Source organism: Pseudooceanicola sp. DL12 (assembly GCF_056270665.1).
The window spans coordinates 679,377-706,004 of record NZ_CM149884.1 but is presented as its reverse complement, the minus strand read 5'-3'; the positions used below and the strand labels follow the sequence as shown (position 1 = coordinate 706,004).

General features: G+C 66.7%; 20 protein-coding genes. 8 read left to right on the top strand and 12 right to left on the bottom strand.

All coding sequences use genetic code 11. From position 1 onward, the window contains the following. Positions 1 to 67: 67 nt before the first annotated feature. The 4 genes from AC0WR5_RS03285 to AC0WR5_RS03270 all read right to left on the bottom strand — a co-directional run bounded on the left by AC0WR5_RS03285 (position 68) and on the right by AC0WR5_RS03270 (position 5,922). On the bottom strand, positions 68 to 1,825 hold the full coding sequence (locus AC0WR5_RS03285; RefSeq protein WP_475866875.1) for a hydantoinase B/oxoprolinase family protein: 1,758 nt from the start codon (positions 1,823 to 1,825) through the stop codon (positions 68 to 70). Beyond that, positions 1,822 to 3,927 carry a hydantoinase/oxoprolinase family protein gene (locus AC0WR5_RS03280; protein WP_475866874.1) on the bottom strand — a complete coding sequence of 702 codons (2,106 nt, stop codon included), beginning with the start codon at positions 3,925 to 3,927 and terminating at the stop codon, positions 1,822 to 1,824. Before AC0WR5_RS03280 ends, AC0WR5_RS03285 begins: the two co-directional genes overlap by 4 nt. Continuing rightward, on the bottom strand, positions 3,924 to 5,084 hold the full coding sequence (locus tag AC0WR5_RS03275) for a mandelate racemase/muconate lactonizing enzyme family protein (RefSeq protein ID WP_475866872.1): 1,161 nt from the start codon (positions 5,082 to 5,084) through the stop codon (positions 3,924 to 3,926). Before AC0WR5_RS03275 ends, AC0WR5_RS03280 begins: the two co-directional genes overlap by 4 nt. Positions 5,085 to 5,220: 136 nt before the next feature. Beyond that, positions 5,221 to 5,922 carry a helix-turn-helix domain-containing protein gene (locus AC0WR5_RS03270; protein WP_475866870.1) on the bottom strand — a complete coding sequence of 234 codons (702 nt, stop codon included), beginning with the start codon at positions 5,920 to 5,922 and terminating at the stop codon, positions 5,221 to 5,223. Positions 5,923 to 6,370: 448 nt separating this feature from the next. Between AC0WR5_RS03270 and AC0WR5_RS03265 the strand changes: the two genes are divergently transcribed. The 4 genes from AC0WR5_RS03265 to AC0WR5_RS03250 all read left to right on the top strand — a co-directional run bounded on the left by AC0WR5_RS03265 (position 6,371) and on the right by AC0WR5_RS03250 (position 10,740). After that, the gene (locus AC0WR5_RS03265) at positions 6,371 to 7,237 is read left to right on the top strand and encodes an ABC transporter substrate-binding protein (protein ID WP_475866869.1); all 867 of its coding nucleotides are present in this window, start codon (positions 6,371 to 6,373) and stop codon (positions 7,235 to 7,237) included. 129 nt (positions 7,238 to 7,366) lie between these two features. Beyond that, the gene (locus AC0WR5_RS03260; RefSeq protein WP_475866867.1) at positions 7,367 to 9,013 is read left to right on the top strand and encodes an amino acid ABC transporter permease/ATP-binding protein; all 1,647 of its coding nucleotides are present in this window, start codon (positions 7,367 to 7,369) and stop codon (positions 9,011 to 9,013) included. Between the two features lie 75 nt (positions 9,014 to 9,088). Further along, positions 9,089 to 10,339, top strand: a complete 1,251-nt coding sequence (locus AC0WR5_RS03255) for an NAD(P)/FAD-dependent oxidoreductase (RefSeq protein ID WP_475866866.1) — start codon at positions 9,089 to 9,091, stop codon at positions 10,337 to 10,339. After that, the gene (locus AC0WR5_RS03250) at positions 10,336 to 10,740 is read left to right on the top strand and encodes a hypothetical protein (protein WP_475866864.1); all 405 of its coding nucleotides are present in this window, start codon (positions 10,336 to 10,338) and stop codon (positions 10,738 to 10,740) included. The genes AC0WR5_RS03255 and AC0WR5_RS03250 overlap by 4 nt, the downstream gene beginning before the upstream one ends. 44 nt (positions 10,741 to 10,784) lie before the next feature. On the opposite strand, the gene AC0WR5_RS03245 is transcribed toward AC0WR5_RS03250, so the two are convergent. Together AC0WR5_RS03245 and AC0WR5_RS03240 are read right to left on the bottom strand one after the other, a co-directional pair. Then, on the bottom strand, positions 10,785 to 12,425 hold the full coding sequence (locus AC0WR5_RS03245) for a thiamine pyrophosphate-binding protein (RefSeq protein WP_475868876.1): 1,641 nt from the start codon (positions 12,423 to 12,425) through the stop codon (positions 10,785 to 10,787). Positions 12,426 to 12,487: 62 nt separating this feature from the next. Further along, positions 12,488 to 13,267: a FadR/GntR family transcriptional regulator gene (locus tag AC0WR5_RS03240; protein WP_475866862.1), complete on the bottom strand. Its 780-nt coding sequence runs from the start codon at positions 13,265 to 13,267 to the stop codon at positions 12,488 to 12,490. 110 nt (positions 13,268 to 13,377) lie between these two features. Here AC0WR5_RS03240 and AC0WR5_RS03235 point away from each other — a divergent pair, with 110 nt between their 5' ends. After that, positions 13,378 to 13,725: an NIPSNAP family protein gene (locus AC0WR5_RS03235; RefSeq protein WP_475866860.1), complete on the top strand. Its 348-nt coding sequence runs from the start codon at positions 13,378 to 13,380 to the stop codon at positions 13,723 to 13,725. Between the two features lie 84 nt (positions 13,726 to 13,809). Here AC0WR5_RS03235 and AC0WR5_RS03230 read toward each other — a convergent pair whose 3' ends face one another. The 4 genes from AC0WR5_RS03230 to AC0WR5_RS03215 form a co-directional block, all read right to left on the bottom strand. Next, positions 13,810 to 15,333 carry a tripartite tricarboxylate transporter permease gene (locus AC0WR5_RS03230; protein ID WP_475866858.1) on the bottom strand — a complete coding sequence of 508 codons (1,524 nt, stop codon included), beginning with the start codon at positions 15,331 to 15,333 and terminating at the stop codon, positions 13,810 to 13,812. Then, a complete protein-coding gene (locus tag AC0WR5_RS03225; protein WP_475866856.1) occupies positions 15,333 to 15,806 on the bottom strand; it encodes a tripartite tricarboxylate transporter TctB family protein in 474 nt (157 codons plus the stop codon). Before AC0WR5_RS03225 ends, AC0WR5_RS03230 begins: the two co-directional genes overlap by 1 nt. Positions 15,807 to 15,890: 84 nt before the next feature. Beyond that, positions 15,891 to 16,868, bottom strand: coding sequence for a Bug family tripartite tricarboxylate transporter substrate binding protein (locus AC0WR5_RS03220; RefSeq protein ID WP_475866854.1), 978 nt, complete (start codon positions 16,866 to 16,868; stop codon positions 15,891 to 15,893). A 499-nt stretch (positions 16,869 to 17,367) separates the two neighbouring features. Further along, positions 17,368 to 18,090, bottom strand: coding sequence for a GntR family transcriptional regulator (locus AC0WR5_RS03215; RefSeq protein ID WP_475866852.1), 723 nt, complete (start codon positions 18,088 to 18,090; stop codon positions 17,368 to 17,370). Between the two features lie 484 nt (positions 18,091 to 18,574). Between AC0WR5_RS03215 and AC0WR5_RS03210 the strand changes: the two genes are divergently transcribed. Then, the gene (locus AC0WR5_RS03210; protein WP_475866850.1) at positions 18,575 to 20,104 is read left to right on the top strand and encodes an aldehyde dehydrogenase (NADP(+)); all 1,530 of its coding nucleotides are present in this window, start codon (positions 18,575 to 18,577) and stop codon (positions 20,102 to 20,104) included. A gap of 45 nt (positions 20,105 to 20,149) precedes the next feature. After that, on the top strand, positions 20,150 to 21,052 hold the full coding sequence (locus tag AC0WR5_RS03205; protein ID WP_475868874.1) for a 5-dehydro-4-deoxyglucarate dehydratase: 903 nt from the start codon (positions 20,150 to 20,152) through the stop codon (positions 21,050 to 21,052). A 71-nt stretch (positions 21,053 to 21,123) separates the two neighbouring features. On the opposite strand, the gene AC0WR5_RS03200 is transcribed toward AC0WR5_RS03205, so the two are convergent. Beyond that, positions 21,124 to 21,726, bottom strand: coding sequence for a protein-tyrosine phosphatase family protein (locus AC0WR5_RS03200; RefSeq protein WP_475866848.1), 603 nt, complete (start codon positions 21,724 to 21,726; stop codon positions 21,124 to 21,126). A 152-nt stretch (positions 21,727 to 21,878) separates the two neighbouring features. Continuing rightward, positions 21,879 to 24,452, bottom strand: coding sequence for a cation:proton antiporter (locus AC0WR5_RS03195; RefSeq protein WP_475866846.1), 2,574 nt, complete (start codon positions 24,450 to 24,452; stop codon positions 21,879 to 21,881). A 682-nt stretch (positions 24,453 to 25,134) separates the two neighbouring features. Here AC0WR5_RS03195 and AC0WR5_RS03190 point away from each other — a divergent pair. Further along, positions 25,135 to 26,568 carry an NAD-dependent succinate-semialdehyde dehydrogenase gene (locus AC0WR5_RS03190; RefSeq protein WP_475866844.1) on the top strand — a complete coding sequence of 478 codons (1,434 nt, stop codon included), beginning with the start codon at positions 25,135 to 25,137 and terminating at the stop codon, positions 26,566 to 26,568. Positions 26,569 to 26,628 lie beyond the last annotated feature (60 nt).

Here is a 26,628-nt window from a genome sequence, read left to right as displayed (position 1 = left end):
GGATCTTTCTAGAGGTTTCGAAGGTGCCGGGCAGAGGCAGTCGGTTGGGGGGCATGGCACCCGGGGGTCACCCCGGTGCCCGTGCCCGTGCCTCGGCGCGCAATTCGGACCGGAGCGCTTCCGTGGCCTCGATATCCGGCGTGCCCTTTGCCAGGTCGGCAAAGATCACACCGTAAACCGTCCGGGCATGATCAGGGGTAATCAGCCCGTCCAGCAGGTCGTCGGCCACCCTCTCGACGCTGCGCGTCAGCGGGTCGCCATATCCGCCGCCACCGGCCATGACGTGGCGCACCACGTCCCCGGTGTTCAGCGTTTCGGGTGTCGTTGGCAAAACGGGCAGAACCCTTGTGCTGTTGCCAGACAGGATCTCGGTCTGGGCGGGCGATCCCGTGGCCCCGCCGAACAGGCCGTGCGGCGGGAACTTGCCCTTGTCGGAGCGCACGCCGAAATACATGTCGTCGCCAAGCGCGCGCCACTCCCGCAGGATCGACACGCCGCCGCGGTATTCGCCGGCGCCGCCGGTATCGGCCACGTAACCGTAACGGTCGATCATAAGAGGGTAATCCGCCTCGATCATCTCCACCGGCACGTTCGACTGGTTCGAGCCCATGTGCGGCACGCCCGACTGCCCGTCATGGGCCGAGGTCGCGCCCCAGACCCCCATCACGCATTCGGAAAAGACGAAGCTCTTGCCGCCGGTCATCCCGCCGAAACTCGGCAGGGTGGAGCCGCCGGTGCCATCGGCCGCGACCTGTTCGGGCAGGGCCTCGGCCAGCGCGCCGAAGATGCAGTCGATGATGCGATAGCCGGTGATGCCGCGCGCCCCGCAGGGCGCCGGGTAGACGGCGTTCACCAGAGTGCCCGCCGGCGCCGTCACCGTGATCGGCCGGGTATAGCCGTGACAGTTCGGAACCTCGCCCGGCATGATCGAGCGCAGCGCGGCATAGACGTTGGACTTGCAGAACGACAGCGGCGCGTTGATCCCGCCCTTCACCTGCCTGCTCGTGCCCGTCCAGTCGGCAGCGATCTCGCTGCCGCTGACCGTCAGCGTCACATGCAGCTCGATCGGATCGCCCTCGGCGCCCAGCCCGTCGATATGATCGACAAAGCAATAGGTGCCGTCCGGGATCTCCTCGATGGCCTTGCGCGCCAGCACCTCGGCCTGGTCCTGCAGCGCCTCGGCATAGGCCTCCACCCGGTCGGGGCCATAGCGCTCCAGCAGCGCCGAGAACCCCCGCACCCCGGCGCGCGCGGCGGCGGTCTGGGCATGCAGGTCGCCGATCACCTGGTCCGGTACCCGCACGTTGGCCGCCACGATCTCCAGCAGCATCCTGTTCTCGACACCCCGGTCACACAGCTTCAGGAACGGCAGGCGCAGCCCCTCCTGGTGGATCTCCGTCGCCCCGATGGAGTTCGAGCCGGGCACCAGCCCGCCCACATCGGCGTGGTGCGCGATGGTGGTGGCCCAGGCGCACAGCCTGTCACCGGCAAAGATCGGCGCGATCACGTAGATATCGGGCAGGTGCTGGCCCTGGATCAGGTAGGGGTCGTTGCCGATGAAGACGTCGCCCTCGTGGATGTCACCGGCGAACTGCGTCACCAGGTGGTTCATCGCATCGTAAAAGCTGCCCAGGTGCATCGGCGTGGTCAGGCCCTGCGCGATGGTCTCTCCACGCGCGTTGCAGATCGCGGTGGAGTAATCCATCGCGTCCCGCACGATCGGCGAATGCGCCGTGCGCATCAGGATCAGCGCCATCTCGTCGGCAATCGCCTCGAAGCCGTTCTTCAGCACTTCCAGCAGGATGGGATCGTCTGCGGTGGTCATTTCGCGGCCCCTTTCCCAAGGTCGATGACGATATTGTCGAAGCGGTCGCGCCAGACATCGGCATCCGGCGGCACCACGGTGGTGCCCTCGTATTCCTCCACGATCAGCGGCCCCGGCACGCGGGTCGCGGTCAGGTCGTGACGCCGGATCACCGGCACCTCCTGTACCCCGTGCGCCCTGCCGAAATAGGCCCGACGCGTGGTGCCTGCCGCCGGCGGGTTGCGGGGCTCCAGGTGCATCTCGCTCACACCCGCGGGCGCGATGGCCCCCAGCACGCGCAGGTTCACCGCCTGGATCCGCTTGCCCTCCAGAAGATGCCCGTAGGAACGCTTGTGCTCGGCCTCGAACCGCGCCGTGATCTCGTCCATCGCCTCGCAGAGCGGCACGTCCCGCGGCAGGTCCACGGGCAGCTCGAAGGCCTGCCCCTCGTAGCGCAGATCGGCGCTCCAGCGGATCTCGGCCCCCGGCCGGTCCAGCTCGGCCAGCACCTCGGCCTCCAGCCGCTTCAGCACCGCTTCGGCGGCCCCGGCCCGCTCGGCATCCAGCACCGACAGGAAGGCCGCCGAACGCGCCACCTCGAAATCGGCAAAGAGCAGCCCCACGGCGGAAAACACCCCCGCCGCCGGCGGAACCACCACGCGCCCCATCTCCAGCTCCTGCGCGATCATCGCCGCGTGGATGCCGCCATTGCCGCCAAAGGCGAAGAGCGTGAAATCCCGCGGGTCGCGGCCGCGATAGGTCGAAACCGCCTTCACCGCCCGCATCATGGTGATATTGGCCAGCTGGTGCACACCATAGGCGGCCTCCTCGGCCTCCACGCCCAGCACCGGCGCGATCTCGTCGCGGAAGGCCACCCGTGCGGCCTCTGCCTTGATCGGCACCGTGCCCCCGGCCAGCGCATCGCCGTTCAGGTAGCCCAGCACCACGTTGGCATCGGTCACCGTCGGCGCCTCGCCGCCCGCGTCGTAGCACAGCGGCCCCGGAAAGGCCCCCGCGCTCTGCGGGCCCACGCGCAGCACGCCCGCGGCATCCGTCCGCACGATGGATCCACCGCCCGCGCCCACTTCGGACACATCGATCACCGGTAGTTTCAGCGCATAGCCCCCGCCCTTCACCAGGCGCGAGGACAGCGAAATGCCGCCCCCCACCTCGTATTCGTCGGTCGAGGTGATGCGGCCGTTCTCGATCATCGCGGCCTTGGCGGTGGTGCCGCCCATGTCGAAGGTGATGATATTGTCATAGCCCGCGCGCGCGCCCAGCTGCGCCGCGCCCACGACACCCGCCGCCGGGCCGCTTTCCACGACCGTTGCGGGCTTGGCGATGATGCTCTCCACGTCCTGCACCCCGCCCGAGCTCTGCATCATCAGCAGCCGCCCGTCCTGTCCGGATTGCTTCAGCCGCGCGGCCAGCGACCGCAGGTAGCGCGCCACCGGCGGGCCGATATAGGCATTGGCCACCGTGGTCGAGGTCCGCTCGTATTCGCGGATCTCCGGCAGCACCTCATGGGAAAGCGAGATGAAATGATCGGGCATCCGCTCGCGCAGCCGCGCGCCCAGGGCCTCTTCATGCGCCGGGTTCACGTGCGAATGCAGGAAACAGACCGACACCGCCTCGATGTCCAAGCCCTTCAGGTGGTCGATCAACGCATCCACCTGCGCCATGTCCAGCGCCTTCAGCACGTTGCCCCGCGCATCCAGCCGCTCCGAGAGCTCGAAGCGCAGCCGTCGCGGCACCAGCGGCGCAGGCTTTTCATACAGCGGCTCGTAAAGGCGTGGCACCCGGATCCGGCGCAGCTCCAGCACGTCGCGGAACCCTTCGGTGGTAATCAGCGCCGTCCTGGCGCCCTTGCCCTCCAGGATGGCATTCGTCGCCACGGTCGAGGCATGCAGGATCTCGTCATAGGTCAGGTCGCCGCCCGCCTCCGACACGTCCGCCGCCACATCCAGCATCGCCTCGATAATCGCCGTTGCATAATCCTCGGGGGTCGAGGGCACCTTGCGCGTCACCAGCGTGCCGTCGGGCGACAGGCAGGCGATATCGGTGAAGGTGCCGCCGATGTCCGCCGCGATGCGAACGCCAGAGGTCTCCTTCGCCCCGGTCATTTCGTGTCCTGCCGGTAATGCGCGATCTTGTCCTCGTCGATCTCGATGCCAAGGCCCGGGCCATCCAGCGCCACGATATCGCTGCCCCTCACCTGCATCGGCGCGGTGATGATGTCGTCAGTGTAATAATTGCCGGCCACCTTGCAGGGGTGCTGCCCGGCCGGCGCATTCACCGGGATCACGCAGGGCAGCGTGACCGAGGGCATCGCCAGGGCGAAATGCACGTTGGCCGCGTTGCCGATGGCGCTCTCGATGGATCCGTTCACGTCGCAGGGCATGTTCATCGTCTCGGCAATGGCCGCAACCTTGCGCGCCCCCACGAACCCGCCGGCCTTGGCCAGGTAGATCGAGATCCAGTCCGCCGCGCCGGCGCCCACCACTTCCATGGCGTCCACCGCATCCCAGCAGCTCTCGTCGGCCATCACCGGCAGTGGCCCCCGCTGGGTGATCGCCGCCATGGCGCTCAGGTTCGCGCCGGGCTGTTCACAGCCGTTGGCGCCGGCTTCCTTCAGGCGCGTCACGATCTCGATGCCGGTGCGCCCGCTGCGATAGCCCTGGTTGGCGTCAAGCCGCAGAAAGACGTCATCGCCCACTTCCTTGCGCAGCTCGCGGATCAGTTTGATGTCGCGTTCCGCGTCCACGCCGCCCTTGATCTGCAGCGCCGTGTTGCCGTCGGCCACCGCGCCCAGTGCCTCTTCCATGGCGTCCTCATGGCTCATCAGGCCAACCATGTGGGCAAATTGCACGCTCTCGCGCACCTTGCCGCCAAGCAGCCGCCAGATCGGCTCGCCCGCGATCTTGCCCCAGGCATCGTGCAGCGCGATGTCGAGCGAGAGCTTGGCATAGGAATTGCCGATGGCTGCCTGGTCCATCTTCAGCCGCGCGGCGGTCACGTCGCGCACGTCCATGCCGATCAGCACCGGCGCCAGGACGTCTCGCACCATCGCCACGACCGTCGCCTGGGTCTCGCCGGCCCGCCGGCCCGCGGCACCACCCCAGTCGGGCAGCGGCGTCGCCTCGCCCCAGCCGGTGATCCCGCCTTCGGTTTCCACCCGGACAACGACGAAACCGCCAAGGTTCTCCCGCAGGCCCGCCCACTTGAAGTCGCGCCGTGCCGGAAGGCGCAGGGGGAACGCCTCGATTTTCGTGATTTTCATGACCCGTCCTTTGCCCGGAAATTCGTCACGGCAAACGCCGTTTTCAGGGCCACGTTATGCACGGCGGCGGGGTCGTCAATCAAAAAAGTTTCCTGTGGGAAATTTTGGGAAAATTCCGGACAGGTCCGGGCAGAAATTAGTCTTTCCCGGCAAAGGCCGGCACCTCGTCGGCCTCGGCCGTGCGGGCATTGGGCAGCAGGAAGCGTCCGATCTTCGTCGTCACCGCCGTGGCCGGGTCGTGCGAGATCGACAGGACATGGGCGTCCTCCTCGCTGACCGAGACATAGACATGCGCCATCGAGCTGTCGAAATAGCTGCTGTCCCCCTCGCCCAGGCGGAAGGGCGCATAGTGCTCGGTATGCACCTCGATGGCGCCAGACAGGATATAGATGAACTCCTCGCCATTGTGCTTCGACCAGTGATCGAATTCTTCAACGTCGCGCGCGTGCACAACAATCTCCAATGGACACATACCTTTATGGGCAAGCTCGGTGCCGTGTGCGCGGTAATCGTACTGCCCCGAAGTGAACATCACGCCCTCGGTTTTCCGGGTCACAGTCTTGCGGCCGGTCAGGTTCGGCTTCTCCCCCGGCTGCACCACGTCCTCAAAGCCCAGGTTCAGCGAATCCGAGATCCGCTTGATCACGTCATAGGAGGGCGTCGCCTGGCCGTTCTCGATCTTCGAGATATAGGAGACAGAGACGCCGGTCTGTTTCGACAGGTCGGAAATCGTCATCCGCTGCTGCCGGCGCATCTCCTTCAGCTGCCGCCCGATGACATCCATCTCGGCATCCGGACCAAGAACAGGGCCAAGCGCGGGACCATGTTTTGCACTCATTGTCTGTCTCCCTCGAGCAGGCCTTGCCGGTGCACAGCCACCCGCGTTTCCGCCAATTTTCCTGAAAACCCACTCCTTTTCAACCAGCAAGCGTCGACCAGTCCTGAATTCGGCCATTTTTCAGGCGACACAGCCCGGGAATCATCCGCTGTCTTTCCGAATTTTTCCCGAAATCGCAATCCTTGCCGCCCGGCAGGATTTCGCCCCGAAACCCCACCCTCAAAGGCCTGCAAAACAAATGTTCACGCCTAATTTTTATCCAGACCACCCCTTTCACAGGCCATCTTACGGAAAGTTTTTCCTGTAGGAAAATATTTTCTAGAAATTTTCCGCCGCCTGCGCATCTATGCCTTCGGAGCTGCCGATCCTCTCTCCCGGCGCCCGCAAGAAGAAAAAACAGATCGCGGGCCGCCGCCCCGGCGTGCCCCTCCATCCAACAGGAGATCCCATGACCACCATGCACCGCACCGCCGCCCTGGGCCTTGCCGCCCTGCTGGCCGGCGCCGCCTTCGCCCCCGCCGCCATGGCGGATGACATCACCACCTGCGATCCCGCCGCCTTCGCCACAAAGTACCCCGACCTCGAGGGCAAGACCGTGATCATGGGCGCCTCGCCCAACACGCCGCCCTATGCCATGATCAACCCCGACGACCCCGAACAGATCCTGGGCTCCGACATCGAGCTGGCCCAGGCCGTCTTCGATTGCATGGGCGTCGACTTCGAGGTCAAGCCGGGGGCCTGGCCGGGCCTCTTCCCCGCCGTCGTCTCGGGCCAGATCGACACGATGTTCTACCTCTACTACAACCCCACCCGCGCCGAGCAGGGCGACTTCATCCCCTACATGACCGCCGGCTCCGGCGCGATCGTGGCCAAGGGCAACCCCGCCGGCATCACCTCGCAGGACGATCTCTGCGGCAAGACCCTGACCGCCGGCATGGGCACCGTCGAGGAGAAGCAGGCCCAGGGCTGGTCCGAGGAATGCGTGGCCGCGGGCAAGGACGCGATCACCGTGATGACCAACACCGATGCCGCCGCCGGCTTCCGCCTGATCTCCTCGGGTCGCGCCGATGGCATGGTCTCCGACCTGCCGCTGCTGAACATGATGGTCAAGAACAACCCCGACAAATACGAGATCGCCTATGAAAAGCTGACCGACTGGCAGATCGGCGCTGTCGTGGCCAACGACAACCCCCTTGGTGCCGCCATCTACGAGGCGATGAAGATCGTCCAGGACAACGGCACCCAGGCCGAGATCTTTGCCAAGTACGGCATCGAACCCGAGCTGATGGCACCGGCCGAATACCTGACCGAGTAAGCCACTGCCGCGGGCGGTTCCGGCTGGTGCCGGGCCTGCCCGCCCCTGACCGGCCGGGTGCTCCCCTTCCGCCCGGCCGGCCCTTTTCCGGGTGCGCTTCCCCGCCCGGCCAGATCGGAAAGACGACATATGCAAGACTGGCTCGCAGAGGTTCTCGGCTACTTCACCTCCGAATTCCTGTGGAAAGGCGCCTGGCTCGCCATCCAGATCACCGTGCTCTCGCTGGCGCTCGGCTGCGTCGGCGGCCTGCTGCTCGCGCTGGCGCGCATGGCCCGCAACCCGGCCCTGCGCGGCGGCTCCTGGATCTACATCTGGGTGCTGCGCGGCACGCCACAGCTGCTGCAGCTGGTCTTCATCTTCGATGCCCTGCCCGCCATCGGACTGAAATTCAATTCCTTCACCACCGCGGTCATCGCCTTCTCGCTGACCGCCGCCGCCTATACGGCCGAGATCATCCGCGGCGGCATCCTGTCGGTGGACCGCCAGCAGGGTGTCGCCTCCGCCTCGCTCGGCATGACGGATCCGCAGACCCTGCGCCGCATCATCATGCCCCAGGCGCTGCGCTCGATCCTGCCGGGCCTCGCGGGTTTCGCCATCATCCTGCTTCAGATGACCTCCGTCGCCTCGGTCATCTTCGTGAACGAGCTCACCTTCCGCTCGCAGCAGATCGTCGGCCAGACCTTCGAATTCTTCACCGTCTTCACCGCCGCCGGCCTGATCTACCTGGTGATGTGTTCGGTGGTCTCCGCCGTACAGGCCTTCCTCGAATTCTACATGAACCCCGATCGCGACCGCTCCCAGGGCGTGTTCGTGATCTTCCTGCGCCGCATGGGCCTGGGCCGTCTCCTTCCCAGGCCCGCGGCGCAGGCGGATAAATCCGATGTGCCAGCCCCCGTGGTGGCCAAGCGCCTGCCCGCCGCCGAGCGCACCGGGATCGTCCGCTCCATCCTGTCGAAACACTATTCCGATGAGCCCCTGAAGCAGGACGGCCCCTTCGTGGTCTGCCGCCGGGTCTGGAAGAGCTATGGCGACCGCGAGATCCTCAAGGGCATCTACCTCGACGTGAACCCCGGAGAGGTCGTGGCCGTGCTCGGCCCGTCCGGCTCGGGCAAGTCCACCTTGCTGCGGATGATGAACCACCTCGAACCGATGGACGATGGCGAGATCCTCGTCGGCGGTCGCCACGTGGGCTATGAAAAGGGCAACGGCAGGTTCGTGCCCCTCTCCGGCTCCCGCGTCTCCCGCGCCCGGGCGCAGGTCGGCGTTTCGATGGTGTTCCAGAACTTCAATCTCTTCGCCAACCTCACCGTGCTGGAAAACATCATGGAGGCCCCCATGCAGGTCTATGGCGTCTCCGAGGCCGAGGCCCGCGAGATGGCTCTGGAACTGCTCAAGGTCGTGGGTCTCTCCACCCATGCCGATCACCTGCCGCACCGCCTCTCCGGCGGCCAGCAACAGCGTGTCGGCATCGCCCGTGCCCTTGCCGTCCGTCCCCGCCTGATGCTCTTCGACGAACCCACCTCCGCCCTTGATCCCGAACTGGTGGGCGAGGTGCTCGCCGTCATGCGCACCCTGGCCGAGGCCGGCATGACCATGGTCGTCGTCACCCACGAGATGGATTTCGCCCGCGAGGTCGCCGACCGTGTCGTCTTCTTCGACGAGGGCGAGATCGTCGAACAGGGCACCCCCGAGCAGGTGCTCGACAACCCGCAGAAGGACCGCACGAAATCCTTCCTGCGCAAGATCGGCGCCAGCGACGAGGGCGAGGCCGCCTGAGGCCGCCCTCCGCCCGCGCCCCTTCAACGGCCCGCCCGGCAGCTGCCGTGGCGGGCCTCTTTCCGGAGATTGCACATGTCCGACAAACCCACCGTCATCATCGGCGCCTCCCATGCGGGCGTCACCGCCGCCGGCGCCCTGCGCAAGGCCGGGCATCAGGCGCCCATCCTGCTGGTCTCCGCCGAGCAGGCCCTGCCCTATCACCGCCCGCCCCTGTCAAAGGCCTATCTCAAGGGCGAGAAGACCCCCGAGCAGATCGCGCTCCGCGGCGAGAAATTCTATAGCGACAATGACATAACCCTCCTGCGCGGCACCCGGGCCACCGGCCTCGATCCCTCGGCCCGCACCGTCACCCTCGACGGCGCGGCTCAGCCCTATGGCGCCGTGGTCCTGGCCACCGGCGCCCGCGCCCGCCCGCTGCCCGGCACCGAAGGCATCACCTCCGGCCTCTCCACGCTGCGCGATCTTTCCGATGCCGAAGGCCTGCGCGGGGTGCTCGCCTCTTCGGGCCGCCTCGTCATCATCGGCGGCGGCTTCATCGGGCTCGAGGTCGCGGCCTCGGCCGTGCTCGCGGGCCTCGCCGTCACCGTGATCGAGCCCCTGCCCGCCCTGCTCCGGCGTGCCCTGCCGCCCGAGGTCTCCGACATGCTGCTGGCCCATCACCGGCAGATGGGCGTCGACATCCGCCTCGACACCGGCGTCGAGGGGATCGACGCGCCGAACGGCCGGGTGCAGGCCGTGCGCCTCACCACCGGCGAGCGTCTCACCGCCGATCACCTGCTTGTCGGCATCGGCTCCACCGCGCGGCTGGAACTGGCCGAACAGGCGGGCCTCGCCACCCATCTGGGCGGCATCCAGGTCGACAGCCATGGGCGCACCTCCGCCCCCGACATCTACGCCATCGGCGATTGCGCCACCCAGCAGAACCCCCACGCCGGGGGCTGGATCCGCCTTGAATCCGTGCAGGCCGCCGGCGATCAGGCCAATGCCGTGGCTCATGCCATCGCCGGTCGCGCCGAAGACATGACGCCCCATTCCGTGCCGCCCTGGTTCTGGTCCGATCAATATGCGCTCAAGCTGCAGATGACCGGCCTTGTCACCCCCGCTGCGCAAACCCTGCTGCGCGGCACGCCAGAGGACGGTGCCTTCTCGGTGCTGCACCTGCAGGGCGACCGGCTTCTCGCCGCCTTCTCCGTCAACCGCGCCGGCGACCACATGGCCTCGCGCCGCCTGATCGCCGCCCGCACACCGCTCGACCTCGCGCTTGCCGCCGATCCCGCCGTGCCCCTGGCCAAGGCGCTGCAAACCACGGAGACCTCCGCATGACCCATCTCACCCCCACCCTCGTGGCCGAGACGATCACCATGATCACCCCCGCCCTGCTGGCGCTGCTCGATCAGCCCGCGATCGACCGCATGGGCCTCGCCCTCTGCATCCGGGCCGAGGGCGGCCTCGATCTCGGCGATTTCACCGTCGGCGATCTCTCCGCCAATCCCTATCCGAACGATCAGATTGCCCGGCAGAAATGCGCGCTCTCCCTGCGTGCGAAATGCGCGGGCTCGCAGGCCCCCGCCCTGATGGCGCGCGAAGGCGACAGCGAATGGACCGGCTCGGCCTATCTCGACGGCCTCGCCGTGGGCTGCGCCGGCCTGACCGAGGAGATGGACGAGATGGTCGCCCACTGGGTGGCCACGGCCATCCGCGCCCGGCTTCTCGCCGCCCAATGAAAAGGGCCGCCCCAGCGGCGGCCCCTCCCTTCAAATCGCCGGCCTCAGCCCTCCAGCAACAGCTTCGGTGACAGCGCCTTGGGGTCCATCTTCAGGTGCAGGATCGCCGGCACCCCCGCCGCCCGCGCCTCGGCAAGGGCGGGGGCAAACTCCGCGTCGCTGGTCACCGTCGCGCCGAACCCGCCATAGGCCCGCGCCAGCGCGGCAAAATCGGGGTTCTTCATCGAGGTGCCCGAGGGCCGCATTGGGTACTTGTTCTGCTGGTGCATCCGGATCGTGCCGTACATGCCGTTGTCGCAGAGGATGACGATCACATTGGCGCCGTATTCGCAGGCGGTGCCGAACTCCTGGCTCACCATCTGGAAACAGCCGTCGCCGGCCAGACAGATCGCCTCGTGCTCGGGCTGCTGCAGCTTGGCCGCAATCGCCGCCGGCAGGCCATATCCCATCGACCCGCTGGTGGGCGCCAGCTGCGAGCGCCAGCCGCGATAGGTGTAATAGCGGTGCAGCCAGGCCGAGTAATTCCCCGCCCCGTTGGTCAGCACCGCACGATCATCCAGCACCTCGTTCAGGTGCATGATCACGTTTTCCATCTTCAGCGCGCCGGGCGTCTCCTGCGGCACCCGCCAGGCGGCGTAATCCGCCTGCGCACCGCTCAGCCATTCGGCCCCGGCCCGCGCCACGGCGGCCCCGGCCAGCTGTTCGGCAAAGGGCCCCGGCCGCGCCACCACGCCGATCTCCGGGCGATAGACCCGGCCAATCTCGCTCGGATCCGCATGCACGTGGATCAGCGCCTGTTGCGGCACCGGCGGCGTCAGCAGCGTATAGCCCGAGGTCGTCATCTCGCCCAGCCGCGCGCCGAGCGACAGGATCACGTCGGCCTCGCGCACCCGCTGCGCCAGCTTCGGGTTGATGCCGATACCCACGTCGCCGATGTAGTTCGGATGCCGGTTGTCCAGGTAATCCTGACAGCGGAACGAGGCCCCCACCGGCATCCCCATCGTGGCGGCAAAACTGCCCACCGCCTCGGCCGCGGCGGCAGACCATCCGCCCCCGCCCAGGATCACCATGGGCCGCTCGGCCCCGGCCAGCCGCGCCACCACCGCGTTCACATCGTCATCCGCCGCCTTGCCGGATGTCACCACCGCCGGCGCCACGGCCTCGCCCACCGCCGGGCCCGAGAGCATGTCTTCCGGCAGCGCCAGGACCACCGGCCCGGGGCGGCCGTTCTGGGCCACGTGAAAGGCATGGCTGACGTATTCCGGGATCCGGTCGGCGCGGTCGATCTCGCCCACCCATTTCGCCAGCGGGCCGAACATCTTGCGATAGTCCACCTCCTGGAAGGCCTCGCGGTCGCGCTGGTCGCTGGCCACCTGCCCGATGAACAGCACCATCGGCGTGCTGTCCTGATGCGCGATATGCACCCCGGCGCTGGCATTGGTGGCGCCGGGCCCGCGGGTCACGAAGGCCACGCCCGGCTTGCCGGTCAGCTTGCCGGTGGCCTCGGCCATGATCGCCGCGCCGCCCTCCTGGCGCGCCACCACCACGTCGATCTCGCTGTCGCGGAGCCCGTCCAGCGCCGCCAGATAGCTCTCGCCTGGAATGCAGAACACCCGCTCCACGCCCTGCGCCGCAAGGCATTCCGTCAGCAGGGCACCGCCATGCATGGTGTTGCCATCCTTCATCTTTCTCACTCCCTTGTCCGCCCCTCGGGGCCCCATCTCCTGCCCGGTCGCCCGGGCGGCATTCATGCGAAATCGCCCCGCGCGGCCAGCCGTGCCGCCGCCGCGTCGAAACGCGCCTGGGTGGCCGCCCGCGCCGCCACCGCATCGCCCGCCTCAAGGGCTAGCAGCACCGCGCGGTGCTCGTCCATGATTGCAGGGCCAAACTCGCAGGCCGCCGCATTCTTCAGAAAGGCCGACCGCAGATGCGTCTGGATGTTCAGCTCGATCATCTGCACCACCTCGGTGAAATAGCTGTTGCCGCTGGCCATGCTGATCCGGCGATAGAGCGCCAGCTCCGCCTCGACGCGCGCCTCCAGCGCCGTACCGGGCCCGGCGCGGTCCGCCGCTTCCATGGCTTCGAACAGCGCCCGGATCTCGGCCATGTCGTCGGCGCTGCGGGCCTCCGCGGCCAGGGCCGATGCCCCGGCCTGCACCTCGGTGCGCAGCTGCAGCAGCTGCACGATCTGCCGGCGTTTGGCGAAACAGGCCGGGCTGATGCGGAACGACGCGCGCCGCTCCGGATCGGCCACAAAGGCGCCCACGCCGCGCCGGCTCTCGATGATCCCGTCGAAGCGCAGCAGCGAGACCGCCTCGCGCACCACCGTCCGCGCCACGCCGAACTGCTGCGACAGCGCCGCCTCGGTCGGCAGCCTGTCGCCCGGGCGCAGCGCCCCGCGCTCGATCTCGGCGATCAGCGCCTCGGCCACCTCGTCGGGCAGGCGCCGGGGCCGGGCCACGGGGGCAAAGCGGGGCCTTGCGCGCCCCGCTTCCGTCGCTTCACCCGTCGCTGCGATCTCCGCCATGGTCCGCTCCTCCGCTTTCCGCCTCATGCTAGCCCGACGGCACTTGTCTGACAACCTGACTTATGCCATCAACTGATATATCAGTTCACCATACTCCGGGAGGAGAGACCATGATCTACGACCACCGCACCTATACCTGCCGCCCCGGCACCATCAAAAAGCACATGAAGCTCTACGAGGAGAGCGGCTGGGCCGTGCAGTCGAAACACCTCGGCTATCCGGCGGTCTATGGCGCGGTCGAAACCGGCGACGTCAATTCCTATGTCCACATCTGGGTCTATGCCTCGGCCGCGGACCGCGCCGCGAAACGCGCTGCCCTGGCCGCCGATCCCGCGTGGCAGGCCTACCTGAAACTTTCCGCCGAGGCCGGCTATCTCACCTCCCAGGTCAACACGATCCTGACCCCCGCGCCCTTCTTCGACCCAAAGACGCGGCCCGATTTCGACACCCTCGCCTGAGCGCTACGCCCCCGCGAGCGGCGAGAAAGGCAAAGGCCCCCGCGATCCTCTCGCGGGGGCCTCTTTCATGTCCGCCCCCCGGGATCAGGCCGGGACGTCGGGCAATTTCTTCTTTCGGAACATCAGCATGTAGACAAAGACCGCGGTCAGGGCGAGGAAGAACAGGCTGTCCGGGCTCGTGAGGAAGGTCAGCGGGTTGCCGTCCGAGAGCGACAGGCTTCGCCTTAGGTACTGTTCCAGGTCCGGCCCCAGGATAAAGCCAAGCAACAACGAGACCGTCGAGTAGTTCAGCTTGCGCATGAAGAACGCGAGCACCCCGAAGAGCAGCGCCAGCGACATCTGGAACATCGAGTAGGTCGCGACATAGCTGCCCACCAGCGCCACCACGGCGATCGAGGTATAGAGCAGGCCCTTGGGGATCGAGACGATCTTGATGAAGAGCGGCCCCAGCAGGTAGAGCGTCAGCGGGATCAGGATCAGCGCCGAGATGAAGAGCGAGGCGATCATCGGGGCCAGCAGATCGGCCTGGTTTTCAAGCAGGCGCGGCCCCGGCTGCAGCCCGTTGATCACCAGCACGCCCAGCACAACCGCGGTGGTCGGATCGCCCGGGATGCCGAACATCAGCATCGGCACGAAGGCGCCGCCGCACATGGCGTTGTTGCCGGATTCCGCCGCCGCGATGCCCTGGCGGCTGCCCTGGCCGTATTCCTCGGGCTTCCGGCTGCTGCTGCGTGCGGTGGCATAGCTGACAAAGGCCGCCATCGACCCGCCCGCGCCGGGCAGGATGCCGATGCCATAGCCGATGATCGCGCTCTTGAGGTAGGTGAAAAAGCCGATCTCGCGGATCTCGGACATCGGCGGAATGAAATCACGACGCCGGATCATGATCTTGCGCGCCTGTTCGCCAAGCGCCTTGGCCGCGTCATCCTTCCAGTTCTGCGCCTGGATCAGCACCTCGCTTACGGCAAAGGCGCCGATGATGATGGGCATCAGGTCGATCCCCTCCACCAGCGTCTCGGTGCCGAAGTTGAAGCGCGGCACCGGCTGCAGCACGTCGATGCCCACCGTCGCGATCATGATGCCCATCAGCGTGGCCACCGCGCCCTTGGCGATATTGCCGCCGTCCACCAGCACGATCACCACCAGCGCGAAGAGCACCAGCGAGAATTTCCCCGGCGTCTGGATCATCAGCGCCAGCGAGCCCGCCAGCGGCATGAACAGCATCAGCAGGATCGCCCCGACAGAGCCCCCCACCATCGAGCCGAGCGCCGCATGGCCGAGCGCGTTCGCGCCCTTGCCCTGCTTCATCAGCGCATTGCCCTCGATGGCGGTCATCATGCTCGATGGCGCGCCCGGAATGTTGATCGTCGTCGCCGTGATCGAGCCGGAGTACATCCCCGACATGAAGATCGCCGCGCTCATCACCAGCGCCGGCACCACGTCGATCGAATAGGTGATCGGCAGCAGCAGCGCCATGGCCAGCACCGACGTCAGCCCCGGCATGGCCCCGAAGAAGGTGCCGATCAGGAAGCCCACGATCATGAACAGCAGGATCGTCGGGTCGGCCAGCTGGGCGAAACCGCCCATGAATGTGCTCAGGGTATCCATCAGATGATGCCTCCGGTCAGCGACGGCAGGCGCACGCCGAAGATACCTGCGAACAGCCCGTAGAAGACGGCCGTCACCGCCACCGCGTAGAGCGCGAAGAACAGCGGACGTTTCGTCTCGAATTCAAAGATCACGAAGAGCGCGGCCACGAAGAGCAGCGTCGCGATGACATAGCCCAGCAGCGGGAACAGCCCGATGAAGGCGCCCGTGGCCACCATCACCAGGAAGGGCCGCAGGAAACCCGCCATGCCCTCGTTCTCCATCGGGTTGCGCAGCTCCTGCGTCAGAACCACGATCAGTGCCACGTACATCAGCCCCGATACCAGCATCGGGATGTGCTGCGGGCCCATTTCGCCCGCCGGGGTGAAGTTGGCCGTGATGCTGAAACAGGCCGCAAAATAGATCGTGTTCACCACCAGAAGGAACAGGGGGAACACCACCCCGATCCTCAATAACCCGTTCTTTCCGCTCATGTATTTCCTCCCGTGACAGGCATCCGACCGGCAGGCACCGGGCCGTTTTCACGCCCCGGTGCCCACGCTGTGCGACCTGTCAGGTTACTTCGACAGAACGCCGGCCTCGGCCAGGGCGTTCATCTTCTCGAACAGCTGGCCCGACGTCTCGTCGGCCCATTCCGTCACTTCGTCCGCGCCCAGCCAGTCGGGCGTCACGCCAACCTTGGCCACCCACTCCTGGAACTCGTCGCTGTCATAGGCGGCCTTGTAGGCGGCCTCGATGGCGGCAACGTCCTCGTCCGGCGTCTTGGCCGGGGCGGCGATCACGATGAACGACCCGTTTTCCAGGTCCACGCCCTCGTCCTTGGCCAGCGGCACGTCATAGGTCGGGTTCGGCGTCCCGCCGAATTCCACCAGGCCCTGCACCGTGCCGTCGTCCAGCAGGTTGGCGAAATCGCCAAGGCTGGTGATCACCAGGTCAACCTCGCCGGACAGGATGGCCTCCTTCTGCGGGGCGGCGCCACCGGGATAGGAGATCACCTTGAAATCGGTGTCGGTCAGGTCTTCCAGCTGCAGCAGCGTCAGGTGGATCCGGCCGCCCAGGTTCTGGATGCCGATGCGCACCTTGCCCGGGTTGGCCTTGGCCGCATCGAGCACGTCCTGCAGCGACTTGTAATCGCTGTTGCTGGCCGCGATCAGCGCATCGGGTTCGCTGGTGATGCGGCCGATCAGCTTCAGCTTGTCCATCTTGTAGGTCGGCAGCATGTTCTGCCACGGGATGGTGACCACGCTGTCATAGGTCAGCGCGCCGATGGTATAGCCGTCCGGGCGGGCGCTCATCAGCTGGCCGACGCCGGTGGCGCTGATGCCGCCTTCCACGTTTTCCACGTACATGGACGCGTCGCCGGGCATCTTGTCCTCGGCGATGGTCGTGATCTTGCGCACGATGCCGTCGGTGCCGCCGCCGGCGCCCCAGGGCACGATCACGCGGATGTCGCGCTCCGGGTAATCGGCCAGTGCCGCGATGGGCAGCAATGCGGTGACAGCCACGGCCGCCCCAAGAAATGTCCGTCTGATCATGTTTTCCTCCTCTGCGCGTCAGGCCGCGCGTTTTGCAGGCCCGCGATCCCCGCCGCCCCTCCCGGGTGGCTGTCGGGTCTGGCCCTCCCCGTCCGGGCACCGCATCCTGGCACATCGAACCGGGGAAAAAGCGCTGAAACGGCCTCCGCGTTTCAACTGATACATTACTATATGAATACTTTCCGCTCTGGCAAGTCCCTTACGGCGTCACCCCCGAAATTGCGTAAAATCAACGTAATTTCAGCACCTTGCACATACACTTCCGGGCCTGTTCCGGCCCTTTTCCCGCCCCCGTTCACGGGATCGTTCCGCCGGGATCAGCCGGGCCTTGCCGGGGGATGCCGTCGCCTGTCCGCCCCGCCTGCGCACCCGCTCCCCATCCCCTTCCGGGCCCCGTCCCGGCCCTTCTCGGGGTCGCCTCGGGGCCGGGCCCGGCCTGTCTTGCCCCCCGGGGCGCCCCCGTCCTCCGGCACAGCGCCCCCTGATTTCTCAAGCGAATTTACTCAAAGTAATCGCCATGCGAGGCGCGGAACTCGTTCACCCAGTTGGGCGCCTTGCGCAGGTGGCCGCGCATCGCCTCCATGGCCCCGGCCTCGTCGCCCAGCGCCACCGCGTCCAGAATCGCCTCGTGACCGGCCAGGATCGATTCGATCTTGCCCGCCGAATGCACCTGCAGCCGCCGCACCCGGTCCAGGTGCCCGGAGCGGCTCCGGATCAGGCTGTGCAGGCTGTCACGGTCCAGCGCCTCGAAGAGCACCCGGTGGAAATATTCGTCCAGTTCCTGGAACAGCCGCAGCTGGTCCGGCTCGCCCGTCACCGCGCGCTGCATCCCGATCACCGAGCGCGCCCGCGCCACCGTGTGGTCGCGCTGCGCCGGGTCAAGCCGCGCCAGGTGCCGCACCACCTCCGTCTCCAGCGCCACGCGCAGGAAATGCGCCTCGTGGATCTTCGGGATGTCGATTCGCGTCACCAGGGTCCGCGACTGCGGAAAGATCTGCACCAGGCCGTCCTGCTCCAGCCGCTGCAGCGCGTCGCGCAGCGGGGTCTGGCTCACCTCGTATTTATCCGCCAGTTCCGCGCGCAGCAGGCTGGTGCCCGGTGGCAGCTCAAGCGACAGGATCCGCTGCCGCAGGTCGTCATAGATCCGGGCCGAGGCCGACATGCGTCGGGTCGGCTCGCTGTGGCGCAGCAGGTCAAGGGCGGCTTGTACGGACATGTCCATCTGGCGGTTCCTGTCTTCTCCGGCCGGCGTCTCCCGGCCCGGGTTCGTGTCTCTCCTCCCCTCCTCCGGGTGGCTGTCCTTGCAGTTGGTCAAACCGGCATCAGGAGCCACCCCGCCGAAATCCGGCGGGCCCCGGTACCGCGCTCGGCGGGACGGGCCCCGGACAGGGGGTTGAAATTGCATAGCGGCAATTTCGCGGAAATTGACCCCTTTTAAAACTAAAATATTAGTGTATGTCTTGAGGCCGCAGACAGAGGAACCTTCGGGCGCGCCGTTGGGCGGGCCCTGGGCCGCGGTGTCTCGGGGGCCTTGGGGGCGGTGATCGGGCCGCTTTCGCAGGCTCCGGACGGCGCGGAATCGCACCGACGCGATACCGACGTAATACCGACGTAATACCGACGTTGGAATCCGGCGATTTCAGTGACTTGGTCACATGCGAAAAGCGGAATACCGACGTTGTTTTTGACAGGAAGAGGAGCCTATCATGGACGGCACATCCGGCAGTTTCACACCTCATGGCAAGCACCTGATCGCGGGCGAATGGGTCGCCGGCGACAGCACTTTCGCCTCTGAACCGGCCTCTGGCCCCTCCTTCGACTTTGCCGTCGGCAGCGTCGAGCTGGTTGACCGCGCCTGCCAGGCGGCCGAGGAGGCCTTCTGGACCTATGGCTATACCTCGCGCGAGGAAAGGGCCAACTTTCTCAACACCATAGCCGACGAGATCGATGCCCGCGGCGATGCCGTCACGCAGATCGGCACCTCCGAATCCGGTCTCCCCGAGGGGCGTCTGGTGGGCGAACGCGGCCGCACCACCGGCCAGCTGCGCCTCTTCGCCTCGCATATTCTCAAGGGCGAGTACCTCGACATCCGCCACGACGAGGCCCTGCCCGACCGTCAGCCTGCGCCGCGTCCCGACCTGCGCATGATGATGCGGCCCATCGGGCCCGTGGCCGTCTTCGGCGCCTCGAACTTCCCGCTGGCCTTCTCCACCGCCGGCGGTGACACCGCCGCCGCCCTCGCCGCCGGCTGCCCCGTCGTCGTCAAGGGCCATTCCGCACACCCCGGCACCGGCGAAATCATCGCCGAAGCCATTGATGCGGCTATCAAAAAATGCGGCATGCCCGCCGGCACCTTCTCCCTGATCCAGGGCGGAAACCGGCAGGTCGGACAGGCCGTGGTGCAGCATCCGCTGATCAAGGCGGTCGGTTTCACCGGCTCTCTCGGCGGCGGTCGCGCCCTTTTCGACCTCTGTGCCGCGCGCCCCGAGCCCATCCCCTTCTTCGGCGAGCTGGGCTCCGTGAACCCGATGTTCCTGCTGCCTGAGGCCCTAGCCGCCCGCGCCGCGGAAATCGGCTCCGGCTGGGCCGGGTCGCTCACCATGGGTGCGGGTCAGTTCTGCACCAACCCCGGCATCGCGGTCGTCCCCAAGGGCCCCGAGGGTGACGCTTTCGTCTCCGCCGCCCGCGACGGCCTGGCCGAGACCGGCGCCCAGGTCATGCTGACCGACGGCATCGCCAAGGCCTATCGTGACGGCAAGGACCGGTTCGACGGGCGCAACGCCGTAAAGCCCCTGCTCACAACGGAAAGTTCCGACCGCAACGCGCTGCCGAACCTCTATGAAACCGACGCGGACGCCTACCTTCAGGACCATGCGCTCGGCGAGGAAGTCTTCGGCCCGCTCGGCCTCGTGGTGCGTGTCTCCGATACCGAGGAGATGCTGACGCTGGCCAAGGGGTTTGAGGGTCAGCTGACGGCAACCATCCACATGGACGCTGCCGATGCGCCGCTCGCCCGTCAGCTCCTGCCGGTGCTGGAACGCAAGGCCGGCCGCCTGCTGGTCAACGGTTTCCCCACCGGCGTCGAGGTCTGCGACAGCATGGTCCACGGCGGCCCCTACCCCGCCTCCACCAATTTCGGCGCCACCTCCGTGGGCACCCTGTCGATCCGCCGCTTCCTGCGTCCGGTCTGCTATCAGGGCATCCCCGCAGATGTGCTGCCCGCCGATCTTGCCTGATCCGAAACAGCCAGAAATAAGAATAAACTGGAGCTTTTACAGATGATTGCACCCAATGACCTGCGCGAGATCATTCGCAACGGCCTGCTGTCCTTCCCCGTCACGCCCTTCGACGCAGAGGACAAGTTTGCCAAGGCGCCCTTCCAGGCGCACCTCGACTGGCTGTCGCAATACCCGGTGGCCGGCCTGATCGTGGCCGGCGGCACGGGCGAGATGTTCTCGCTCGCGCCCTCCGAAATCGTCGAGGTGGTGCGCGCCACCAAGGAGATCTCGGGCGATGCCCCCGTCATCGCCGGCTGCGGCTATGGCACCCGCATGGCCTGTGACCTGGCCCGCGACATCGAGGCCGCGGGCGGCGACGGCATCCTGCTGCTGCCCCACTACCTGACCGAAGGCCCCCAGGAGGGCGTGGCAAACCGCATTCGCGCCGTCTGCAACGCCACCAACATGGGCGTCATCGTCTACAACCGCGGTCAGGCGCGTGTCTCGGCCGAAGTGCTGGAACAGCTGGCCGACGAATGCCCGAACCTGATCGGCTTCAAGGATGGCACCGGCGACATCGACACCGTGCGCCGTGTCACGGTCAAGCTGGGCGACCGCCTGTCCTACATCGGCGGCATGCCCACCCACGAGCTCTTTGCCCAGGCCTACAAGGGCGCCGGCATGCCGACCTACTCCTCGGCGGTTTTCAACTTCGTGCCGGAAACGGCGCTCAAGTTCCATCAGGCCTTCCTGGCGGGCGATGATGCCACCTGCGAGCAGATGCTGAAGGATTTCTACTATCCCTTCGCGAAAATCCGCGACCGCAAAACGGGTTATGCCGTCTCCGCCATCAAGGCAGGGGTCGCCCTGCGTGGGTTCGAGACCGGCCCGGTCCGCGCGCCGCTCACCGATCTGACCCCCGAAGAGATCGAGATGATGCGCGGCCTGATCGACGGCTACAAGTAACACCGGCCATTCACGTGAAAGGGGCGCGTCCATGTGGCGGCGCCCCTTTTTTCATGCCCGAAGCAGGGCGATCATCCGGCCTGAGCGCCGCGTGCCGCGCCCCTTGCCTTCAGCCAGGCAAGCTGCATTTCACTCTCGATCGACTCGGGAAACTGCGCGCGCAGCGTCAGGATGGCCTCGCCCGGGGGCACCCCCTGATCGATCAACAGCCCGGCCGCGATCATCCCGGACCGTCCCGCGCCATAGTGACAGGACAGGCCAAGCGCGCCGCCCTCCCTCATCGTTTCGCGGATCAGGTCCGCCACCTCGGACCAGCCCGCGTGAAAGGCATCACCGGGCACCTTGTAGTCCTCGATCGGCAGGTGGCACAGGCGCATCCCGCGTGCGGCACAGGCCCCGTCCAGCAGATCCATCGCATCGCAGGGCACTTCCTGCGGCTCGACCAGAACCACCAGCAGCCGCCCGCCTTCCAGCGCCTCGTGGCCCAGCGTCGCCTCAAGCCGTTCGGGATCGATATAGGCGCGTCCGTCATGGCCATAGGTCAGCCCCGGAAAGCCCATCGTGACGATCCGCCCGCCTTCCGGCGCGGGCACCGCCGCGCGGATGCTCGTTTCAAGCGCCCTCAGATCGTTGCGCTTTCGGGATTCGGTCTTGTGCGGTTCGACCATGCACATGGCGGGATACCTGTCGGAAAAGGGAGAAACGCTCTCTCCGCATCCTGTATACAGGTATCAACCCAAAAGTCGCAAGCATGCAAACATGCCAATTCACGCAATCCGCGACGGCGCCGCGCCCCGGGGCCACCAGTCCGACCGATGGCAACCGGTCAGGGTTCGGCGCCCACGGCCTCCCGGATGATTTCCATCTGCGCCTCGCTCAGCGCGCGCTCCTCGGCCATGTCCAGGATGGCGTCGCGCACGCTGCGATGCTTGCGCAGCACCCGCTTGAAGCGCAGTTCGTCCAGGACCAGAAGCGTCGTCGGCGAGATCGCATGCACGTCACCACGCACGCCACGCCCCGTCAGCATGGCCACCTGCCCGAACATCTCGCCACGCCCCAGCCGGTAGGTCTCCTTCGGAGAGCGCACCTCGACCGCACCACTGGCGATGAAGAAGACCGAATGCGGTGCATCCCGGCGCCGGCGGATGGTTTCACCGGGGCCGGCGTATTGCGTCACAAGCGCCTTCGAGAGGCGCTTGATCGTCGGCTCGTCCAGATCGGCGAACAGCGGCACCTGCCGCGTCAGATCGACCCGGCGCACCGCAAGGTCGAGCTTCGGCCGCCGTCTCTCGCGGGCCAGCTTCTCCTCGATGGCATGTGCAAGGGTCTGGTGGACCTCCGGCCCGATCAGCCCCTCTTCCAGCAGCTCGTCCATTTCCTGCTCTTCCAGCCGCAGCGACATGCGGCGGATGAACCGGCGCTCGAGCTCTTCCGCATAGCCGGGGTATTGCAGCCGCAGCGCCTCGAAGGCCTGTTCCACCGCCTCGATCCGGCGATCGACCAGCTCGTGAAGAAGGTCGGCCACCCGCCGGCGGTGAATCCGGCGGATCCTCGTATCGATGAATTCGTGCAGCCCCTTCAGAACCAGCCGCTGCGACAGCAGGAACTCGAAACGGTCGGCCGTCATCACGGCCAGGGGTCGCGAAATCCGGGTGCGATTGTCCAGAAAGACGGCAATGCGGAACGCCCGGTTGAAACCGAGCGCCTTGCGATAGGCCGAGCGATACCCCGAGCGTCCGCCGGTGCGCGTCGCTTCCAGCACCCGTTCCGACAACACCCGCGCCTGCTCGTAGATCTTGGCCGACATCAGCGCGCCCTCGAAGCCACGATCAACCAGGTCAAGCTCGTATCCGGCGAGCGCGATCAGCCCGAGGGTAATGCGGTCGCGGTCCTGAATTCCCTCCTCGTTCTCGGCCTCTTCCACCGCCTGGTCCAGGCGCTCGCCAAAGACCTTGGCCTCCGAACGTGCGATCTCCTTGCTCAGGGCGTATTCCTCGCTGGCCCCGGCGACCCGCTCGCGCACACTCTGAAGCGCGACCGCAACCACCTGTTTCGACAGCGCCATGTCGATCGGAGAGAGCTCGTCCAGCTTCAGCTTGTTGATAACCCAGCGCAGGGTCGTGCCCTGCACCATCAGGGTGAACAGGGTGAACCCGGTGGCAAGGATGCCCACGGCATGCTTGGTTTCCGGCGGAACGAAGGGGTTTTCCGTGACCGCCAGTGCCAGCGCCAGCGTCACCGCCCCGCGCAGGCCACCCCAGAGGATCGCGATCTTGTAGGGGCGTTCAACCCGCGGCGAGAGCTTGGCCAGGGTCAGCGCCGGCAACAGAACGAAGAGCACCACGGCCCGCGCCGCAATTGCAGCCACGGCCACCAGCAGCACGTAGAGCGCATCGATCCAGGTTGCCGTGGCCATCAGCCGCGGGATCAGGATCGCAGCCAGCACGAAGATCAGCGCCCCCGCCCAATGGGCCAGGATCTCCCAGACTTCGCGCAGCTTCTGCCAGCCGCCCGGGTTGATCTTGCCCGGGCCGTAGAAGTTCAGAACCAGGCCACATGTCACCACCGAGATCACGCCGGAGGCCTCCACGAACTGTTCGGTGATGATATAGGAGAGGTATGGCAGAGCGATCGAGGCACTGACCTGCGCCAGCTCGAACCGGTTCAGCGCCGCCAGGATCCAGACACCGACCTGGGCCATCACCAGGCCCACCGCGGCGCCGGCAAGCACCAGGTAGGGAAACTGCTCGAGGGCGCTGCGCACGGTCGGATCGGGCGTCCCCTCCATCGTGAAGGTGATGAAGAGACCGAAGAGCGCGATGGCCGCGGCATCGTTCAGCAGGCTTTCGCCCTCGATGATCCGGCCCAGGCGCTTGGGCGCCGAGAGCGACTTGAAGATATCCGCCACCGCCGACGGATCGGTGGTGGAGACGACCGAGCCGACCAGCAGGCCGGTCGCAAGAGAAACCACGCCAAAGGAACTGAGCGCGAAGCCGATCACCAGCGTCGACAGCACGACGGCCACCACCGCCAGCAGGATTACCGGCACCCAGTCGTCCATCATCCGCCGGATATCCATCGCCAGGGTCACCTGGAACAGCAGCGTTGGCAGGAACACGTAGAGGAAGGCATTCGCCTTGATCGGAAGGTCCTTGATGTTCTCGGCGATGAAATTCAGCGAGTTCGCGAAATTCATCGTCAGGAACACGCCGGACCCCAGCCCGATCAAGATGCCGACAAGCGCCAGGATCACGCTGAACGGCAGCCTCAGCCTGTCCGCCAGCGGCTCTGCAAGACCGACAACCAGAAACAAGGTGGCGACGATTGTCGTAAGGGCGACGATCTCCATTCGGCGTGAAAAGTCCCTGTGCTCGTTGTTCTTGTCCTGACGGCCACTCATGGCGGGCCGTTCTGCCAGCATATAGGGCACAGCCTGCCAAATGCTTCCCGAAACGGGCCCGATCACGGGATTTTTCCGGGCGCGACAAGTGACCCGGATTGCAGAGCGCAATACCCGCGCGGGGCCTCTTCTGGCAACAGCCATGAGATGTCCGGGCAGCCCGTGGCAGGAAATTTCCCGCCGTCGCCCCCTCGCCTCCCCCGGTTCCGGGGGGATAATTCCTCCACCAGCAGCCGCCCCGCGTTCGAAAGCGCCCCAGGGTTGAGCGCCGGGGATGATCCGCCGCGCGGCGGGGCGCTCTGCGGCACCGGTGACCGGCGCCTAGTATCCCTCCAGTGGAGACCGATTCCATTGTCAGACGCGCGGCGCCCCGCCGGCCCGCCCGTGCGTGCGCCTTGCACCAGGCACCTGGATCGGGCACCTGGATCGGGCACTTGAACCTGGGCGGCACGGCCGCGGCCTGACGGCACACCAGCGCCTCACCATCCGCTCAGGCCCGCGCCCTGCCCGCGATGGCACCCGGGTGCATCCTACCTGTTTGACTCTCGTCAGCCGCACGGGTTTCGTGTCGCCCACGAGGGCCGGACGATTTTCATATCCGCCTGCACGCCCCCATATCTATGAGAGTCCCGGCACCGGCTCCCCCGGTGCCCCCTACCGCACGACTGATCAAGGAGTGATCATGAGCTATCCCGACACGCTGCTCTTCATCGACGGCACCTGGCGCCCCGCTCTCGACGGGCGCACGATCCCGGTGCTCAATCCGGCCACCGAGGAAGAGATCGGCACCGTTGCCCATGCCGCCATCGCAGACCTGGACGAGGCCCTGGCCGCGGCCGATCGCGGCTTTGGCGTCTGGTCCGCAAAGGGCGCCTTCGAACGCTACAAGCTGATGCGCCGCGCCGCCGACCTGCTGCGTGAACGCGCCGACGACATCGCCGTGATGATGACCGCCGAACAGGGCAAGCCGCTCGCGCAATCGAAGATGGAGATCCTCGGCGGCGCCGACACCATCGACTGGTTCGCCGAGGAGGCCCGCCGCACCTATGGTCAGGTCATCCCGGCCCGGTCCGCCGGCGTTACCCAGCTGACCATCAAGCAGCCCGTGGGCCCCGTCGCGGCCTTCACACCCTGGAACTTCCCGATCAACCAGGTGGTGCGCAAGCTCTCCGCGGCCCTGGCCGCCGGCTGCTCGATCATCGTCAAGGCCCCAGAGGAAACCCCCGCCTCGCCCGCCGAGCTGATCCGCTGCTTTGCCGATGCCGGTATTCCCACCGGCGTGGTCAACCTGGTCTACGGCGACCCGGCCGAGATCTCGGCCTACCTGATCCCGCATCCGGTCATCCGCAAGATCTCCTTCACCGGCTCCACCCCGGTGGGCAAGCAGCTTGCCGCCCTGGCCGGCGCCCACATGAAGAAGGCCACGATGGAGCTGGGCGGCCATGCTCCCGTGCTGGTCTTCGAAGATGCCGACATCGACAGCACCATCGACATGATGGCCACGCACAAGTTCCGCAATGCCGGTCAGGTCTGCGTCTCGCCCACCCGCTTCCTGATCCAGGACAGCGTCGCCGACCGCTTCATCGAGGGCTTCACCGAGGCCGCAAAGGCCGTGAAGGTCGGCAACGGCATGGACGAGGGCGTGGCCATGGGCCCGCTTGCCAATGACCGCCGCATTCCCGCGATCCAGGCCATGGTCGACGATGCCGTTGAACAGGGCGCGCGCCTGACCACCGGCGGCCAGCGCATCGGCAACCAGGGCTGGTTCTACGAACCCACCGTACTGGCCGACGTGCCCACCTCCGCCCGGATCATGAACGACGAGCCCTTCGGTCCGGTTGCCATCATCAACCGCTTCTCCAGCACCGATGATGCGCTGGCCGAGGCCAACCGCCTGCCCTTCGGCCTGGCCTCCTATGCCTTCACCGCCTCCGCCGAGACCGCCCGCCGCCTGCAGAACGAGGTGCGTGCCGGCATGTTGTCGATGAACCACCTGGGCCTCGCCCTGCCCGAGATCCCCTTCGGCGGGATCATGGATTCCGGCATCGGCACCGAAGGCGGCTCCGAGGCGATCGAGGCCTATCTCGACACCCGGCTCGTCACCCGCCTCGACTGAGGCCGACTGCCTGCAATGCGAAAGGCCCCGGGACGTGCTCCCGGGGCCTTTTTTCATGTC